Source organism: Enterobacter oligotrophicus (assembly GCF_009176645.1).
GTDB classification, from domain to species: domain Bacteria; phylum Pseudomonadota; class Gammaproteobacteria; order Enterobacterales; family Enterobacteriaceae; genus Enterobacter; species Enterobacter oligotrophicus.
On record NZ_AP019007.1, the window covers coordinates 1,746,977 to 1,762,520 of the forward strand.

The following is a 15,544-nucleotide window of genomic DNA, read 5'->3' on the forward strand; positions in this document are numbered from 1 at the left end:
TTTTGTGAATTTACTACTATTCGAGTTCTAAATCATCAATTTTAACCTCAAGCTCCAGACTGGTAGTAAAACCATTATCCGGGCTGACCGTATGCGTCAACGTTGTAATGGTCCATTCGGCATCGTCGATAGGCTGCTTAAAGCCGCTCATCTTTACTGGCATTTCGGTGTAGAGATCTGCCCGGCCCTCTGCGAGCTGCAGGGAGAATGACGCAACACCACGCTGCAGACGCTCCCATTGCATTTTTGCCGCACGCTCAGCATTGCTGCGATTTGCGTAAGTGCGGTTAAGAACCAGCACGTTTTCATCCGTTCCCACCAGATAATCACCCTGTTTTGCTTCCGGCTCTTTGGGTGTGGTGGTTTTCTTCCGACGGCGCTTAACTCTGGTTGTTTCTTTTTTCTTGGGTTCACGGGTATGCAACCAGCTGGCAATAACGCCGGTATAGGCACCACGATCAGCCAGGGTAAAACGATGACCGTCACCAGCCTTACGCTCAATGGTGATTACCGGCAGCGGCTTACCGCTCGCCGTTTTTCCCTGCCCCTGTCGGATAAACAACAGGTTTCCATCCTTAACGGAAGCGATCGCTCCATACTGGCGCGCCAGCTTCATTAGGAAACTGGCATCGCTTTCATTGGTCTGGTCCATGTGATCCAGCATCTTGCCCGTCAGGTCTTTACCCAACGCTATTTTGAGGTTATGCCGTGCTGCAATTTCCTTTACCACATCGCCAACAGTTGTCTGGTGCCATGACTTTTCTCGCCGGGTATTGAGGGTTTCACGAAAATCGGCGCTACGAGCACGGATAGTCAGACGATCAGGAGCACCGCTGTGCTCAATCTCATCCACAGTAAACTCCCCTTTCGGGAAAAGCGGCTGGCCTTTCCACCCCAGCGCCAGCTGAATAACAGCACCACGTCGCGGCAGAACAATCTGCCCGTCGGCATCGTCCAGCTCCAGATCAAGCTGGTCAGCCTCAAAACCACGGTTATCGGTCAGCGTTAGACTCATCAGGCGCGCATCCAGCGCGGTGGTCACGTCCTTACCTTCAATGGTGATACTGAAAGCCGGACTTCTGCTGTTCAGGTCAAAAAGATCAGAGCTAAAATTCACTGCAGCAACCCTCCAACCGTATTTTTAATATTACCTATCGCAGACGTTGCAGAGTCCTGCAGGTTACTGAGCTGATCGCTGAGACTTCCGAACATATCAGACAGCGACTCATCAACCCTTTTCAGGGTCAGCGTAAACTCAATACGGCGAGGCATTCCGCTTTCAAAAAACTCTGTTTTTGTCTGACTCAGGCTCTCGATCACAAACATGCCGTAAATGGTCCCGCTTCCCTCAATAAGAGGCCATGCTTTGCCCAGTTCTGCCATTTGCTCCAGCGCGAGCAATGACAGCCTGCCCCCGGTGACTTCCGGCAGCAGTACGCCAGATAACGTCAGCGAGTCATTATCCGGGCCAAGAAACTGCGTTGATGGTCGCCGGTTCACCCGACTGTTGGCGGCGTGTCGCCAGCTTCGCTGATACTGCAGCTCCTGATATGGCACTGTACGCAGCATGAAGACATATAACCCCAGTACCATCATCATGATTCATAACCCCCTTGATCACTGAAATTGCTGCGTGCTTTAGCCCTGGTCTTGCGCTCGCGTTCGTCAAGCTGTCGGGCAACTTCACGGGCAATATCCTGCGCACTCTGCCCTGGCTGAGCATAGATAGTGATCGGCGCGTGAGTTTCAAAGTGCATCACTGGCGGCGAGCTGGCAGATTTCGCAGGCTGGCTTTGTTTATATGCCACTGTAGGCAGACTGTAAGGATGTAGTGGAGCAGCCTCTGCAGGCGCTGCCGCTACGCCCATGACACCTGCAATGACGGAAGCCAGCGCGGCAGTGCGCCGCCTGCTGGTCACATTTGCGGGGCCGTTCACAATTTCAGGGCCGTTCTCCCCAACAATACCGAACTGACCGCGCGGAATAATCCCACCACTGTCATACATCCCGGCAAACGGAACGGCAGCAGCCGCTGCTCCACCAACCACCTGCACCTGTGCTTTGTCTTGTGTTTTATTATTTCCGGTCATCCAGTCAGGCAGATAATCGGTGACTGAGGAAATCTTGCTTTTGAGTGTCTCCCATTTGGCATTAATTCCATCGAGAATGCTGTCAATAATGGCGCTGCCCATGTCCTGAAACTTCGCAGGAAGCGCGGCAACATCAGCCAGGATCGAATTCCATTTATCACTAATAGATTGTCTGATATTGGCCCACGCTTCAGAAACGCCAGTTTTTATTGCATCCCAATTTTTAGCTATTAATCCCGGCAAGGTATAATTAAAGAACAGTGACTTAATTCCCTCCCATGCGGCGCTGGCCTTCTCTTTAATCCAATCCCATGCCGTACTTGTGGCATTACATACAGCATCCCACATTGCCTTGAATTTTGGCCCAAGCGTGTCCCAGTTCTGCCAGATATAAATAGCACCAGCGGCGATCAGCCCAATAACAGCCAGTATAGGATTGGCAAACATCAATCGGCCCAGCCATATAACTGACTTGCCAACAGAACTGATTGCTTTCCCAATAAGACCAAATGCAGATGAAAATTTTAGCCCCATCACCCCTGCGCTCATTCGCACTACTGCCATCGGCCCTAGCACGGACGCCAGGGCCAGTGAAACAACCCCAGCGGCGGTGGCAACAATGGCAAACCCAGCTGCCAGCTTAAACAGCGCAGAGGTCAATTGTGGGTGTCGTTTAACAAAACTATCCATACGCGACGCCAGTTCACCCAACCAGTCGGCCAGCTTCTTTAATGCTGGGGCAACTGTTTCACCAATACTAGCCATAGCATTGGTAAAGGAACCTGTAGCGGCTTCCCATTTATTACCAAGAGTATTCAAGGAAGCATCAACACGCTCGCGTAAAGAAGCCTGATTTTGTAGCTTTGAAGCCGTTTCACGATACCCTGAGATGCCTTTGGTAATCATAATATTTAGCACCTGCAGCGTTTCCGCATCATCCCCAAAAATACCTTTTAGAGTAGCTAACCTTTTCTCAGTATTAATCTTTTGGAGTTGAGCTAACTGCGTGTACATTTTCTCCAGCCCGCCAAACTCCCCCTTGCCATCCGTAAAATCGAACCTAACGCCAGTGCCTTTTAGTTCATCATTAGCATCCTTCACTTTTTCTGTATTCATGACGGACTGAAATACTTTTCGGTAGGCATTACCAGCTGACTCTCCAGCCATACCAGCCTGGTCAGCCATAACTAATAGAGGGGCAAATGTCTTAGCCGCGTCCAATCCCTTTTTATGAATAATATCCATCGCGCTGCTGATTTTTGAGAACCCCTGCAGCATATTTCCTGAATCTACCCCCGCGTAGAATCCTTTCTGGATTACGTCCATCAAATTCATCATGTCTTTTTCGGAGGTCTGAGTAGCATCTTGTAACTTAGCCGCAAATTCAGCTGCTGCTGTGGGAGCCATCTGTAACTGCACGCCAAGATAAGCTGCTGACTCTCCCAAGCCTCCCAGGATGACCTGCGCCGACATACCCTGACGGCGTAGCATAGTCATCATGTTCTGAAAGTCGGCTGTTGTTCCCGGCAGCTTATCGCCCAAAGCAACTGCAAGCCGGTTAATTTTTTCAAATTCAGGCGCTACCTTTCCGCCCGGTCCCATCATTGAACCGGCGAGCTGATTCGCTGCATTTTCTGATTCTGAATAGGCTTTTACTGGAGCCAACAACGTCATGCCAGTAGTTACCCCAGCCGCCATCGCCCCTGCACCATTACCTGCCAGAGAGTTCCTTAACTCACGGGTCTTTTCAGCCTTGGCTTTGATGGCGTTGAGCTTTCGCTGACGCTCGCCAACTTCACGCAGCCTGCGCTCCTGCTCAGCCAACTGTCGGTTATACCGCTCAGTTTCTCGTGCAATCCGTGCCGTCTCGCGCGCTCCGCCCCCAGCAGATAACCCCAACCGATAAAGCTCAGCCCTGGCTGCCGCCATCTGGCGAGTTTCCTGTTGCTGTTTTTGTTCAAGACGTGAAACAGCACGCCACTGAGCTTCAAGCGCCTGCGTTTGTTTTTTTGTCGGGGATTCCAAAGATGACATTTCGCGCGTCATCATTTGAGCGCGTAGCCTCGCCTGATCCAGTTCGGCACCAGTACGGCTAACACTTTGAGTTAGCTGATCGAAAGATTTAAGCTGACCTCCAGCATCACTCAGCTCTTTAATCTGATCGCGGGTTTGTCGAATAGCTGATGCCAGCTCCTTAGAGCCAGCCTGTGCATTTTTAAATGGGCGGGTTAACTTATCCACCGCCCCCAGAACTACCTGCAGTCGCAGGTTATTATCACTCATCGCTGGCCCCGCTTCGCTGAATTGCCTTATGCCGCCACTCCAGCACATCAGTCAGCGGCATAACGTCAGTGATGGACGGCGACCAGTGAAAGATGGTGGCAATGTCTGCCACCAGATCATCAACCGTCAGGTTGTCGGCAAATCGGCAAGCACCGACTTCGGCAACAAAAAAGTAACCACCTCTACAGCCATTGCTGTCAGATCGGCGGGGTCCAGCTCTGCCATTTCCTGCGCGGTCAGCGTCGGGGTGGAGATTCGCGGGATCACGGTCATCATCGCACCCACGTCCATATCCATAATGGCCTGCAGACGGGTGCCACGCAGTGCGCCGGACTGCGGCTTACGCAGCACAATTTCGGTAATTTCAGCTTTACCGCGCATGATGGGGGTATCCAGTTTTACGGTCTTTTCAGTCAACTTGTCGCTCATGTTCGTTTCCTGTTAATGAAATACTGGCGCGGCTGCCCGCGCCGTTAAGGTTAATCAGAGGCCGAGGGCATTACGGTGTTCTTCCATCAGGTCCACGCCGTCAACGATTTCAATCATGTTGACCAGATCGACCTCATAGAGCACCTCACCGTTAATGGTCAGCTTCGCGTAGCTATTGGTGCCGCTGACTTTGGTAGTGCTGCTCTCGCCGGTTTTCCACTCGCCGGAATCCACTTCTTTATGACGTCCGCGCACAACCAGCTCAACGGCCTGCACTTCGCCGGTATCGTCACGCTGAATGGAGCCGGTGAAACGCAACTGGATGCCGTCAACCGTGGCTTTGCCCATCTGCTTGAATAACAGCAGTTCGGTGCCGCCGATTGAAAATTCCGTGTCCAGTGCGCCGTCATCCAGCCCCATGTCCACGTCCACCGCGCCCGGCATACCGCCGCCGCGATACTTCTCATACTTACGGGTGAATTTCGGCAGGGTCAGGGACTCAACGATCCCCTGCCAGTTGTTCCCGTCGTTGAACAGGTTCAGGTGTTTTAACTTACGTGGTAAAGCCATGGTGTCCCCTTACGCGCTGACCTGGCTGGAGAAATCCAGCAGGTACTGATCGGTGATGCGCTGGCGCAGCATCAGGTTTTCAAGCGGCGGCACCGGCGTGTAGTCGTAGTCGATAGTGAGTTTCCCGGCTTTCAGGGAGTCTTTATCGTTCACCGACTCATCCAGCCAGCAGTCTGCGCCGATGATGTAGCCCTGCGTTTTCAGGCTGCGCAGCTTGGCGCGGATACCTTCGATAATGTCACGGGCCAGCGACGGGTTGAGCACGCCATCCACCGCCCACATGTGCGCTTCTGCGATGGTGTCAGCCAGCACCTGCGCCGTGCGGGTGTAGTTTTCAAACTGAAACAGCGGATCGTCACTGAGGCAGCGGGAACCCCAGAAGCGGAAGCCGTCTTTGCGGATAAGCGTAGTGACGTCGTTCTGGTTCAGCAGTCCCGCATCGGTTGCCGGGTCCTGCAGATCCCAGAACACATCAGCGGAAATGCCGGTGACGCCGTTCACGCCCACGTTGGACAAGGTTTTGTGCCAGCCGGTCTGCTCGTCAATTTTGGCACGCAGGCCGAGCGCACGGGCGGAGGCGTAGGCCGTCGCATCTGCATTCAGCACAGTGTCAAAGTTGATGAAGTCAGGCCAGATCAGCATCCCCTCTCGCTGGCTGAAATTGTCTCGATAGGCAATCGCTTCTTCCACCGTTTTGCAGCCGTAGGCTGACAGGTAGGCAAACCCGCGGAGACTCTGCGCCACGCTCAGCAGCTCAGTGGCAACCGCCTGCGTGTCATGTCCCGGCACGCCGAGAATGCGCGGTTTGACGCCGAGCTGCGACTGCGCCGAAAGCAGCGCTTTCATACCCGTTTTTTTACCGTCAGCAGTTACGCCGCCGATAATGTTGGAGGTGGTTTCCGCTTCGGTTTCGCCCTGCGCCACGCGCACAACGACTGTCACGGGTTTTGCCTGGTCTGCAATCGCATCCAGCGAACGGGCCAGCGTACCGGACTCGCCCGCTTTACCGCTGGCGGTCAGCACATCGGTCAGCAGAACAGGCTTATTAAGGGGAAACATGGACGCATCAGCATCATCGCCGGTGCAGACCATGCCCACGATGGCTGTGCTCACCGTGGTAATGGATCGGGTGCCCTCGTTGACTTCAACAACGCGCACCCCGTGGTGGTAATCCTGAGCCATAAGGCAGTCTCTCCGGTTTACAGGGGGTGTGCCTATGTTCTGGTTGATATGCGTGCGGCGCACGCGCAAGGCTTTGTGTGGGAAATGGCACAATGGAAGGGGTAGAAAAATCCCCGCAGGTGCGGGGACAGGATGAATTATAGGGAGGTTCTGGTTAGCTAATATCAATCCCGCAAGGAATTAACAGTTTTCAGAACATGAGATTTTAGCCGCCCTGCGTCTCCTGTAGTGCAGATTTAATATATGGTACTGGCTTCCGGCTCTGGCGGTAGCCAGTTACCTTCACTATCTCGCCAGTAACCCTCGCCAGCAATACCGGAGTTTTCAACGGGAATAACGTCGAAATCAGGAATAGTTAGCGCTGGCTCAGCAACGATAATATTAACCACCACGTCATTTTTAATTATTGCCATAACAGCCATTATGCATACTCCCAGATGATAGCAATGCCCTGTGAACCTGCCCCGCCTTTAAAAGCTGTTGCTGTAGAACGAGAGCACGCACCACCACCACCGCAGCCATATTCAAGCGCGTCATAACCATTATTCACGGTCTGGGTTTCACTTGCCTGACCGCCTGGGAAAAGCACTGATTCAGCACCGCGACCAGACACGGCATACGTAACATCAAATGCCATACCGGACCAACCCGCATGCCCGGTAGATGCGATAATATTTGCTCCATAGGCAACGCCGCCTTTGCCTTCACCACCACCAAGACCACCTCCCTGCGTCATCATTGGCGATCCGCCCTTACCTCCACCTGCAACAATGTTATTTCCGAATTTTGTGTCCCCTCCATTTCCACCCTCAGCCCCCGTAACGCCAGCCCCGCCTGCCCCTATCGTTACGAAGACATTGTTAAATCCTTCTGTCAGCATCGTTTTCAGGTATGCGCCAGCACCACCACCACCACCAAAGGCTTGTTTTCCAGATGCTGATGCCATACTTCCCCCCCCGGCACCGCCGCCACCTAACAATTCAACGATCACCATGTTTGTGCCAGGCGTTGCATTATAAGTGCCGGATGAGGTTATTTTTTTTACCCCAAGAAGGATGCCTAAATGCGTTTCTTTTATACGGAGGTATGAGAGAAGACCGGCAACGTCTTTACCGGATAATTCTGTCAGCGTCTGGTTCAGCGGCTGCTTGCCAGCCAGGGCGTTTGTCATGGTGGTAGCAAAGTTTGGATCATTACCCAGAGCTTCTGCCAGTTCGTTAAGGGTATCCAGAGCCGCCGGGGAAGAGTCGACAAGTGCGGATATTGCGGCCTGCACAAAGGCCGTGTTAGCAAGCTGCGTGGAATTATTGCCTGCCGCCGCCGTCGGTGCTTTTGGCGTGCCGGTGAATGTCGGGCTGGCTTTTGGTGCATACTGCGTATGGGGATCACTGGCGGCGGTATGCTTTGCCATCAGGTCATCCACATACACCTTAAGCTCCAGCACCTTGTCATCCACATACTTGCGAGTTGCCAGCACCACTGCCGGGTCAATTTTAAGGGTGATATTATCGGTGCTGCTGGTAATCAGCACCATGCGCACGGTCTGCGTGCGTCCGCTCCCCTCAGCCAGCTGCGGCTTGTAGCTCTCCGGGCAGTTACCCACGGCAATCAGTGCGCCGGTTTCGTCGAACAGACCAACCTCACGAATCCACCAACCGCCCTCGGTTTCGGGGATCACCTGTTCAGCAATAATCTGGCTGCTGTTCTGCGGATCGATATACAGCATATTCAATGCCGCACGGCGCTTTTCAGCAACCAGCGCTGTCTGCTGTGCGCTTGGGGTCGGCAGAACGCCACCACCGTCGCCCACCGCCATCTGGGTAATTTTCAGCGGGACACCGAGCGCGGCGGCGCTTGCCAGTTTCGCCGCGCCGATATCCGTCAGCAGGGTATAAAATTTTGCGCTCATGGATTCACTCTCATTGTGTCGATAACATGGATTGCTCCGCCCTCGTAAGCGGTGCCGCCGGAAATAATGGTTTCATTGATATACGGATAGATCGTGATTTCTTCGCCGGTATAAGTGGCAGCGCCCACAAAATACGGTCCGCTGGTCTGCAGGTTGATGGACATTCCGATCAGATGGCGGCTACACGGTTTGGCGTCACCGATCAGCCGCTCCAGCTCCAGATAGGTTTCTTCCGTAATACCCTGATCCTGCACGCCAATATCCAGGCGAAACGTGCCCGGTTGTTCTCCGGTCTGCCACCACTCAATAATGCGGATCAGGAAACCGAACGGCTCCACCACGCGCCGCACTGCGCTGGTTGTCCCCTTATGCTGATGGATATAGAAAGCATCCTGCACCACGCGGCGCTTGACGCTCTCCGTCCAGCTTTCGTCCCAGCGGTCAACGGAAAACGCCCACGCCAGATACGGCAGAAAGATGACCGGACATGTTGCCGGGTTCCATAAATCACGCAGCGACACCTGCAGATCGGAAATCCCACTGCACGTCTGCGCCAGTCGGCGCTCAAGCGGTGATGAACCAGGCGGCAACAGGCTATTCATCCGTGCCCCCGTTGGTTACGCTCCATTCCGTACAGGATGCCGCCTGCGTCTTATCCAGCACCACATCAGCCAGCGGTGACGCCAGCTCCACACGCTGGACGCCCTCTACATGCAACGCGGCATAAATGGCACTGCGACGGATATCACGGCCCAGCCGCGTCTGACTGGCGATGTACTTCTGCAGGCTGGCTTTTGCCGCCGCCATCACCGGCTCAGCTTCCGGTCCCGGATAAAGAAAAATCGTCGCATCCACGCTGTACGGGATTATTTCGGCGCTGCGCACCGTCAGGCGGTCTGCCACCGGGCGCACGTTCTCGCTGTTAAGCGCCTGCTCCACCACCGCCAGCAGATCAGCCTCTGCCGTACCGTCACCCTCACGGCTCAGTACGGTAAGCGCCACCTCCGCCGGTGCCGGGCTGGTTGCGCTGGCATCTGCCACGCGCCCGTCCGCGCTTCTGGCGTGAAATTCATAGGCTCCCGTCGGGCCAGCAACCGACAACCCCTCAAACGCAGCAGGGATGCGCTGGCGCAGCGACTCATCATCTTCCATCACTGCGTCGACCGGCGGTACTGCATCATTATCAGCAGGTACTACCGTCAGGCGTTTCACGTTGCAGTTGGCTGCCAGTTGCTCTAGATCATTTCCCATTGAATAGGCCACCATCACCGCCTGCGCAGCCTCGTTAATACGCTGGCGTAGCAGGATTTCGCGGTAGGTGCTTTCCTGCAGCAGTTTGGTGACGGGTTCAGATTCCAGCGCCAGCGTGCGCCGTACTGCGTCCTGCTCATTCGCCGGATAAAGGGCCACAAAAGCGGCTTTGCGCTCAGCCAGCAGCGTCTCAAAATCCGGCGCGTCCACTATCTGCGGCGCGGGCAATTGGGAAAGGTCAATCACTGCCATTGTCTGCTCCTGTAGTTACCGAAAGGGAAACCGGCGCGCCGTTGTTGCGCTGCCCGGTAAGCTCAACCACCATGGAGCCGTCAAAATTGCTGCTGATGGTGATGGAATCCAGCGTAAGCCGTGGCTCCCAGCGACTCAGCGCCACATAGACCGCAGACATTACCTGCAGGCGCAGTGCCGGGTTCTGCGGCTGGTCAATCAGGGCGGACAGCAGGGAACCATATTCCCGACGGGCAATCCGGCTGCCCTGCGGCGTCAGCAGAATATCCCGCACTGACTGGCGCAGATGGTCCGTATCAGTAATGGCCTTGCCGTTGCCCTGGCTCATGCCGATATACAGCGTCATACCGGACCTCCTGACGTATCGCCGCCGGACTTAACGCCGGTGTGACCGTGTTTATCCACCACGATCCCGTTAGAACTCATCGCACCGCCGCCCTGGGTGACGCCGCCATTGATCACCACATCGCTGTTAATGCGCGTGGAGTCAGCCTCCACCACAAACTCACTGGTTTTCAGGGTGATATTGTCAGCCGCCTCGATCACCATGGATTTAATGCCTTTGACGTGCCAGCGCCCGGTGGCAGGCTCGTACTCAAACCAGCCCCCGTCCGGGTATTCCGTCACACAGCCGTCCACGGAATCCGACGGCGGCGCAAACTGATTGGAGTAAATGGCAGGCAGCGCAAAGGCGGTTTCAAGGTTCCCGCCCATACTCAGCACCACCACCTGTTCATCCGGCGACGGGCACCACCAGGTGCGGCCGCCTCCGGCCCGCAGCGTCAGCCAGTTAATCCAGTTAGTTTCAAGCTCGCCAACCTTTACCCGGCACAGCCAGTTTTCCCGGTCCACTTCGGTCACGGTGCCTGTGCGGATCAGGTTGGTGATAAGGCGCATGATTTCGGTCAGTTGTGCATTCATATCGAAAGGTTGCCATCAGAGGGAAAAGGGAGGCAGCACGGGCGCTTGTGCCAGCGGTGGCACAAAGATCACCCCGCCAGCCAGCGCAGCAGGGTGTCACGGGTGATGGTTTCCACTTCATCATTCACGCCCAGCAGGCGGCGCTCTGCGTAGCGGACCTCCGGGCCTTTGCGGCTGACGCGATCTCGCAGGCCGTAATGGTGAACGCGGGCAATGCGCTGCACTTTTCCGTCAAACCGCACACTGGCGGAGTCCGCGGTGGCGGCGGTTTTCATGTATTTGGTGGTGCGAAGTTTTGCAAACATCTGGCGCTTGATGCGGCCCTTTTTGCTACGGGCCGTTACCCGGCGCGGCTCGTAGCCGCTCCCGTCCGGGTTTCGCTGCAGCCTGATATTTTGCTGTTGAGTCCGGCGCAGCTGTTGCGCCAGTTGCCGCATCATACGGCTGCGCGCGGCAGGTTCCAGATTCGCCAGCAACGCCGTCAGCCAGTCATCCACCCTCTGCAGTTCATCCACGTTTCACCGTCCACATTTCTTCGGGTTCGTCCGGCTCCGGCACTGCTTCAACGCTCGACACGCTACCGTCAGTGCTGACCAGCACGCGCTCCGTCAGTTGCAGGTTCATGCTGATATCGCATACATCGTTGCGCAGAATATCCACTTCAAAGGTGAACAGTTTTTCGCGCAAATCCGGGTTATAGATAGCATCCGGCTGGCTGGTACTGAGCCACAGCAGGACTGGAGCCATCAGCAGATTCTGGTCGCCGCTGAAATCCTCGATCACCACGTTCAGGGTGTAGCGGTATTCCCATGACATGGAGCTGGCCCCGGTTGCCACCAGTGAGCCGTTATCAACGAAAAGGTGCATCTTGTCCGGGTTGTCGCGGACATAGGCAACCGCTTTATTCAGGGCGCTGCGTAAGGACTGCGGTTTGTTCACTGTCTCGCTCCTGACACGCAATAATCGTGTCCACTTTGTCAGCACATACCGCCCAGGCGGCCTCGGTTTCATCCAGCGCCGTATTCAGATCGCCGTTATTGCGCGGCGCTGACCTTTCCAGACGGCATTGCGTCACTCTGGGACAGCCACTCACGGTAAGCTGCACCTCCGGCGAGGGCCGGACGCTCCCGCAGCCGGATAATGTCAGCAGGCAAAGGAGTGTCAGCCCAGCGGCGTAAATCCTCATTTTCACGTTTCAGTTCCTCGATCCGGTGCTGGCGGCTGCGCAGCAGTGCGGTTGTCTGTTCCGCAGCTGCATAAAGCCGCGTTTGCTCCCGGCTGTTGGTTTCGGTCAGAATGGACAGACCGATCAGCTGGCTGTTTTTCTTCGTCAGCTCCTGCGTTTTTCTTTTCAGCGCCGCGCCCTGCGTCTCGATGGTGTGGCTGGCATTGTTAAGCCGCCACGACTGCCAGCCCAGCAGCGCCAGCATCAGAACCAGGATTACCGCCAGCTCGCGCGTCATGCCCCTGCCCCTTTAAGACACCAGGCAAGCTCACGTGCGCGCCTGTTTTCCAGCCCTTTACTCCTTTGACCGTTTACATAAATCCAGCGGGGGAGCTGGTTGCACGCCTGCCACCATTGCTGGCGATTGATGTAAGAAACCATTGTTGACCGGCAGATTGCCCCCGTTCCGACATTGAAACCGATACTGATCAGGGCATCGTAAACATGCTGAGGTGGCTTAACCTGCAGGCAGGCTTCAATCCTTTTTTCCGTCAGCAACACGTTACTTATCAGCCCCTGCGCGGCCTGTCGCTCCGTTATGGTTTTGCCCGGCACCACCCCGGACGTATTGCCGATCCCGTCAGTCCAGACCCCGGCGCTGCACTGGTATGGCTGCAAACGGCATCCTTCGAAATCAGCAATCAGTTTCAGTCCCTCAACGGAGGTATGAAGCGACTGAAAGCCCGGCAGCGTGGCGGCAATCGCCAGTACCGCGCCGACCAGGCAACGCTTAACGATTGAAGGATTCATATTCCCCCCTGGATATTCTGCCGTCCCGCAGTAGCTGGTAGGCTTTCCAGCGTAAATAACAGGTCACCGCTGCAGTAATAATGCCCAGCGCAAGACCGGTAATGGTCGATACATCTTTAAGAGACAAGTCTCCGAGCCATGCCAGAAGCAGGGCAACGCAGTAAGTAATAAAGGCGCTGATTCGTTCAAGCGTCATAATTCAGTCCCATAACTGGACAGTCTGCGCAGTGGTTGACGCCATAATTTCCGGCAGTTCCACCTGCAGCCCGTGCGGTAAAAATGGGCCGTACTCAGCCAGCCCCGGATTTGCCTGCAGAACCTGCTCAGTGACACCCTGCGTGCGCCCGTAATGACGCCAGCAAAGCGCGTCCACCGTGTCATACTGATGCGCACGCACTTTCATCAGATAAGCTCCACCGTGCAGTGCGGTGCATCCTGCACCCGGCTGATGGCCCAGCGGGCATCACGCCACAGATCGCCGCTGACCTCCGCCAGTTCCTCCCCTCGCTTTACCCCGGACGCCGTGGCGTCATAATCCTGGTAACGCTCATTGAGCACGGCGCGCGCCCAGCAATACACGGCGTTGAGGTAGTGCTGGATGCGCTCGCTTTTTCCGTCCAGCATTTCCGCCGGCACGTCAGCCAGATCCCGGTAGCCCAGCATCTTCTGGCGGTTGCGGAAGTCGTACAGCTCAGCGTTAACTTCGGAAATGGCTGTCAGCGCAACCTGCCGGAGACGGGGCTGCGTCACCGTGCCGTCAGTGCGCATCACACTGCGAAATTCCGACAGGTCCACATCAGGCCAGAACGGCGTATTTTTAATAACGTCCGCCTGTTCCGGTGCCTGTTCTGGCGCAATAAACTGCATGCGGCTTTCTCCTGAAATAGTGGGCGGTGGACGGGGTTTTGATGTGGCAGTGCCTTTCGCCATCCCGTGCCGCCCGTGCGCGGGGCACGTTCGTTAGCGGCTGTCACTGCGCAATCTGCGCTCCAGCTGCTGCTTTTCTTTTTTCACGCCGCAGCGGGGATCGAGCTGCAGCGCATGGGTAAGGTGATTAAGGGCAGAGGCCGGGTTGCTATCGGTCAGTACCGCGCCGATGGCTTTGTGCAGGCGTGCCCGGGACTGGTCCGGCATATCCAGATCGGTAGTCAGGTCCAGCGTCTGCAGGAGCAGATCGGCATCAAAACCAGTTGCGGCCAGCAGCGCGCTTTGTGCGGCATCCGCCATTTCTTCCGCCAGAACGGTCTGCACGTTACGGTTGCCCAGCGGCATCACCCAGCCATGGCGCAGCGCATGACGCCCGATTTCCAGCGCACCGGCATAATCACCGGCATCGATACGCCACAGCATCACGTACATCAGCACGTCATCCTGCTGCGCACCTCCGACAGCCAGCACGCCCTCCGCCCAGACGGCATACTTCGGCAGAAGCTCCACCTTGATTGCCGCCTTTTTCACGGTGGACTGGATACCCTTAAGGCGGCGGCGGTCTTCTGCCAGCTGCAGCAGCATCAGGTCATAGCCGGCCGCATGGCGAACACTGCCGCCCTCCCGGGCGGCCTGTTCGGCCTGAATGCGCAGGCGGTGCTGCCGTGCGGGACTCAGGCTCATGCGTTACTCCCCACCTTCCGGCGCAGCTGGCGCGGTGAAGTCACCGATAGTGATGTTTTCGACCAGGGCCGCGCAGCGGTAGTCTTCAATCACGTACGCTTCGTTGACGGATTCAAAGTTCTCAATCCGGTCACGTTTCGGGTTGTCGATAACAGAACGGCGGCGGGTGTCCTCCTGCCAGTAAATGGAGAGGTTATCCAAACGGGTGATCAGCAGGGCATTGGCCGGGAAGAACGGCGCACGCACCGCCTGCAGGCCGCCCATGCGTTTCTGGCTGATAATCAGATCGGCGGCAATTTTCTCGCTGTTTTCCTGCTCTTTGTTAACCAGCGGGAAATACTTGTCAGACAGCAGCTCGCGGCCGCAGATAACAACCAGCTCGTCATCATCCTGGTAAACCACGTCGATCAGCTCGTTAACCGCATCCATCACCACGGCGTCCAGGTTGACATAGTCGCCGCCCTTGCCCACCTTCACCGCGCCTGCCGTGGTGGTGCCGTCCTGGGTGGTACTGCCCATAACGTGGTCCGGCGCGTCTTCGCGGATTTTCTGCAGCCAGCCCTTATTCACGTCCTGCAGCAGTGGGTTTTCAGCGCGGTTAGAGGTTTTGGCACGCTTCACACCGTTAAAGCCGATCATGATGCGGTCCAGCGCCTGACGCTTTATGATGGCGTTACGGATACGCACCTGGAAGTCCTGGAATTTCGCCCACAGGTCCAGCTTTGCGTAGGTCAGCACCGTGTCAAAGTTGGTCTGTTCGCATTTATATTCCACGTCCTCCATCAGCATCGGATCGGTAGGTTCGCGCTCTTTGGTGGTGGTGTCGGTGGTTCCGGCAATGGTGGAGCCAACGCCCAGGCCAAGCAGCTGGCCGGACTGCTCATCAACAGGCGAGACATTAATGAGCGTCAGGAAAGCGGCGGACTGCTGGATCTGGTCTTCCAGCGTCTGCTGCACGGACGGCTCAACGGTGAACTTGCTGGAAAGTTCTTCAACTTCCACCAGGTTCAGGCGCGCCAGCTGCTGCAGGTAGGCGTTAAAGGCAAAGCGAGTTTTCTTTTTCATCGGGTT

Annotated in this window: 23 protein-coding genes and 1 pseudogene; all 24 read right to left on the reverse strand. The window is 55.9% G+C overall.

Annotated features, from left to right (window positions below):
* Positions 1-16: 16 nt before the first annotated feature.
* Positions 17-1,117 (reverse strand): phage late control D family protein, encoded by a 1,101-nt coding sequence (locus tag EoCCA6_RS08310; RefSeq protein WP_152082284.1) that lies wholly within the window; start codon positions 1,115-1,117, stop codon positions 17-19.
* Entirely contained in the window at positions 1,114-1,599 is a 486-nt protein-coding gene (locus tag EoCCA6_RS08315; protein ID WP_013098780.1) for a phage tail protein, read from the reverse strand. Before EoCCA6_RS08315 ends, EoCCA6_RS08310 begins: the two co-directional genes overlap by 4 nt.
* Entirely contained in the window at positions 1,596-4,373 is a 2,778-nt protein-coding gene (locus tag EoCCA6_RS08320) for a phage tail tape measure protein (protein ID WP_152082285.1), read from the reverse strand. The genes EoCCA6_RS08315 and EoCCA6_RS08320 overlap by 4 nt, the downstream gene beginning before the upstream one ends.
* On the reverse strand, positions 4,366-4,485 hold the full coding sequence (locus EoCCA6_RS08325; protein ID WP_000763315.1) for a GpE family phage tail protein: 120 nt from the start codon (positions 4,483-4,485) through the stop codon (positions 4,366-4,368). Before EoCCA6_RS08325 ends, EoCCA6_RS08320 begins: the two co-directional genes overlap by 8 nt.
* Before the next feature lie 14 nt (positions 4,486-4,499).
* Positions 4,500-4,802, reverse strand: coding sequence for a phage tail assembly protein (locus EoCCA6_RS08330; protein WP_001528658.1), 303 nt, complete (start codon positions 4,800-4,802; stop codon positions 4,500-4,502).
* A gap of 54 nt (positions 4,803-4,856) precedes the next feature.
* The gene (locus EoCCA6_RS08335) at positions 4,857-5,372 is read right to left on the reverse strand and encodes a phage major tail tube protein (RefSeq protein ID WP_152082286.1); all 516 of its coding nucleotides are present in this window, start codon (positions 5,370-5,372) and stop codon (positions 4,857-4,859) included.
* A 9-nt stretch (positions 5,373-5,381) separates the two neighbouring features.
* Positions 5,382-6,554, reverse strand: a complete 1,173-nt coding sequence (locus EoCCA6_RS08340; protein ID WP_152082287.1) for a phage tail sheath protein — start codon at positions 6,552-6,554, stop codon at positions 5,382-5,384.
* Positions 6,555-6,790: 236 nt separating this feature from the next.
* Positions 6,791-6,967 carry a hypothetical protein gene (locus EoCCA6_RS21545; RefSeq protein WP_167515536.1) on the reverse strand — a complete coding sequence of 59 codons (177 nt, stop codon included), beginning with the start codon at positions 6,965-6,967 and terminating at the stop codon, positions 6,791-6,793.
* Between the two features lie 8 nt (positions 6,968-6,975).
* Positions 6,976-7,548 carry a glycine-rich domain-containing protein gene (locus tag EoCCA6_RS21815; RefSeq protein WP_476728957.1) on the reverse strand — a complete coding sequence of 191 codons (573 nt, stop codon included), beginning with the start codon at positions 7,546-7,548 and terminating at the stop codon, positions 6,976-6,978.
* 72 nt (positions 7,549-7,620) lie between these two features.
* Positions 7,621-8,463, reverse strand: a pseudogene (locus tag EoCCA6_RS21765) (phage tail protein); the annotation flags it as partial.
* Positions 8,460-9,065 (reverse strand): phage tail protein I, encoded by a 606-nt coding sequence (locus EoCCA6_RS08350; RefSeq protein WP_152082289.1) that lies wholly within the window; start codon positions 9,063-9,065, stop codon positions 8,460-8,462. The pseudogene EoCCA6_RS21765 and the gene EoCCA6_RS08350, both read right to left, overlap by 4 nt.
* Positions 9,058-9,966, reverse strand: a complete 909-nt coding sequence (locus EoCCA6_RS08355; RefSeq protein ID WP_152082290.1) for a baseplate assembly protein — start codon at positions 9,964-9,966, stop codon at positions 9,058-9,060. The genes EoCCA6_RS08350 and EoCCA6_RS08355 overlap by 8 nt, the downstream gene beginning before the upstream one ends.
* Positions 9,953-10,312, reverse strand: coding sequence for a GPW/gp25 family protein (locus tag EoCCA6_RS08360; protein WP_023223444.1), 360 nt, complete (start codon positions 10,310-10,312; stop codon positions 9,953-9,955). The genes EoCCA6_RS08355 and EoCCA6_RS08360 overlap by 14 nt, the downstream gene beginning before the upstream one ends.
* The gene (locus tag EoCCA6_RS08365) at positions 10,309-10,887 is read right to left on the reverse strand and encodes a phage baseplate assembly protein V (RefSeq protein ID WP_152082291.1); all 579 of its coding nucleotides are present in this window, start codon (positions 10,885-10,887) and stop codon (positions 10,309-10,311) included. The genes EoCCA6_RS08360 and EoCCA6_RS08365 overlap by 4 nt, the downstream gene beginning before the upstream one ends.
* Positions 10,888-10,955: 68 nt before the next feature.
* Positions 10,956-11,402, reverse strand: a complete 447-nt coding sequence (locus EoCCA6_RS08370; RefSeq protein ID WP_152082292.1) for a phage virion morphogenesis protein — start codon at positions 11,400-11,402, stop codon at positions 10,956-10,958.
* A complete protein-coding gene (locus EoCCA6_RS08375) occupies positions 11,395-11,826 on the reverse strand; it encodes a phage tail protein (RefSeq protein WP_152082293.1) in 432 nt (143 codons plus the stop codon). The genes EoCCA6_RS08370 and EoCCA6_RS08375 overlap by 8 nt, the downstream gene beginning before the upstream one ends.
* Entirely contained in the window at positions 11,789-12,037 is a 249-nt protein-coding gene (gene lysC, locus EoCCA6_RS21660) for an Rz1-like lysis system protein LysC (protein ID WP_232623277.1), read from the reverse strand. The genes EoCCA6_RS08375 and lysC overlap by 38 nt, the downstream gene beginning before the upstream one ends.
* Positions 11,922-12,350 (reverse strand): Rz-like lysis system protein LysB, encoded by a 429-nt coding sequence (gene lysB / locus EoCCA6_RS08385; RefSeq protein ID WP_152082295.1) that lies wholly within the window; start codon positions 12,348-12,350, stop codon positions 11,922-11,924. Before lysB ends, lysC begins: the two co-directional genes overlap by 116 nt.
* Positions 12,347-12,862 carry a lysozyme gene (locus EoCCA6_RS08390; protein ID WP_152082296.1) on the reverse strand — a complete coding sequence of 172 codons (516 nt, stop codon included), beginning with the start codon at positions 12,860-12,862 and terminating at the stop codon, positions 12,347-12,349. Before EoCCA6_RS08390 ends, lysB begins: the two co-directional genes overlap by 4 nt.
* The gene (locus tag EoCCA6_RS08395; RefSeq protein WP_014884902.1) at positions 12,843-13,058 is read right to left on the reverse strand and encodes a hypothetical protein; all 216 of its coding nucleotides are present in this window, start codon (positions 13,056-13,058) and stop codon (positions 12,843-12,845) included. Before EoCCA6_RS08395 ends, EoCCA6_RS08390 begins: the two co-directional genes overlap by 20 nt.
* A 3-nt stretch (positions 13,059-13,061) precedes the next feature.
* Positions 13,062-13,265, reverse strand: a complete 204-nt coding sequence (locus EoCCA6_RS08400) for a tail protein X (RefSeq protein WP_152082297.1) — start codon at positions 13,263-13,265, stop codon at positions 13,062-13,064.
* A complete protein-coding gene (locus EoCCA6_RS08405; RefSeq protein WP_045353908.1) occupies positions 13,265-13,729 on the reverse strand; it encodes a head completion/stabilization protein in 465 nt (154 codons plus the stop codon). The genes EoCCA6_RS08400 and EoCCA6_RS08405 overlap by 1 nt, the downstream gene beginning before the upstream one ends.
* A gap of 93 nt (positions 13,730-13,822) precedes the next feature.
* Positions 13,823-14,473, reverse strand: coding sequence for a phage terminase small subunit (gene gpM / locus EoCCA6_RS08410; protein ID WP_045353910.1), 651 nt, complete (start codon positions 14,471-14,473; stop codon positions 13,823-13,825).
* A 3-nt stretch (positions 14,474-14,476) separates the two neighbouring features.
* Positions 14,477-15,538: a phage major capsid protein, P2 family gene (locus EoCCA6_RS08415; protein WP_045353912.1), complete on the reverse strand. Its 1,062-nt coding sequence runs from the start codon at positions 15,536-15,538 to the stop codon at positions 14,477-14,479.
* Positions 15,539-15,544 lie beyond the last annotated feature (6 nt).

Bases quoted from the DNA above. Each gene is read 5' to 3' on its own strand.
- EoCCA6_RS08315 (WP_013098780.1), bottom strand. From the start codon at position 1,599: ATGATGATGGTACTGGGGTTATATGTCTTCATGCTGCGTACAGTGCCA.
- EoCCA6_RS08415 (WP_045353912.1), bottom strand. From the start codon at position 15,538: ATGAAAAAGAAAACTCGCTTTGCCTTTAACGCCTACCTGCAGCAGCTG.
- EoCCA6_RS08330 (WP_001528658.1), bottom strand. From the start codon at position 4,802: ATGAGCGACAAGTTGACTGAAAAGACCGTAAAACTGGATACCCCCATC.
- EoCCA6_RS08405 (WP_045353908.1), bottom strand. From the start codon at position 13,729: ATGCAGTTTATTGCGCCAGAACAGGCACCGGAACAGGCGGACGTTATT.
- EoCCA6_RS21545 (WP_167515536.1), bottom strand. From the start codon at position 6,967: ATGGCAATAATTAAAAATGACGTGGTGGTTAATATTATCGTTGCTGAG.
- EoCCA6_RS21815 (WP_476728957.1), bottom strand. From the start codon at position 7,548: ATGGTGATCGTTGAATTGTTAGGTGGCGGCGGTGCCGGGGGGGGAAGT.
- EoCCA6_RS08390 (WP_152082296.1), bottom strand. From the start codon at position 12,862: ATGAATCCTTCAATCGTTAAGCGTTGCCTGGTCGGCGCGGTACTGGCG.
- EoCCA6_RS08400 (WP_152082297.1), bottom strand. From the start codon at position 13,265: ATGAAAGTGCGTGCGCATCAGTATGACACGGTGGACGCGCTTTGCTGG.
- EoCCA6_RS08365 (WP_152082291.1), bottom strand. From the start codon at position 10,887: ATGAATGCACAACTGACCGAAATCATGCGCCTTATCACCAACCTGATC.
- EoCCA6_RS08340 (WP_152082287.1), bottom strand. From the start codon at position 6,554: ATGGCTCAGGATTACCACCACGGGGTGCGCGTTGTTGAAGTCAACGAG.
- lysB (WP_152082295.1), bottom strand. From the start codon at position 12,350: ATGACGCGCGAGCTGGCGGTAATCCTGGTTCTGATGCTGGCGCTGCTG.
- EoCCA6_RS08320 (WP_152082285.1), bottom strand. From the start codon at position 4,373: ATGAGTGATAATAACCTGCGACTGCAGGTAGTTCTGGGGGCGGTGGAT.
- EoCCA6_RS08355 (WP_152082290.1), bottom strand. From the start codon at position 9,966: ATGGCAGTGATTGACCTTTCCCAATTGCCCGCGCCGCAGATAGTGGAC.
- EoCCA6_RS08395 (WP_014884902.1), bottom strand. From the start codon at position 13,058: ATGACGCTTGAACGAATCAGCGCCTTTATTACTTACTGCGTTGCCCTG.
- EoCCA6_RS08335 (WP_152082286.1), bottom strand. From the start codon at position 5,372: ATGGCTTTACCACGTAAGTTAAAACACCTGAACCTGTTCAACGACGGG.
- gpM (WP_045353910.1), bottom strand. From the start codon at position 14,473: ATGAGCCTGAGTCCCGCACGGCAGCACCGCCTGCGCATTCAGGCCGAA.
- EoCCA6_RS08360 (WP_023223444.1), bottom strand. From the start codon at position 10,312: ATGACGCTGTATATCGGCATGAGCCAGGGCAACGGCAAGGCCATTACT.
- EoCCA6_RS08350 (WP_152082289.1), bottom strand. From the start codon at position 9,065: ATGAATAGCCTGTTGCCGCCTGGTTCATCACCGCTTGAGCGCCGACTG.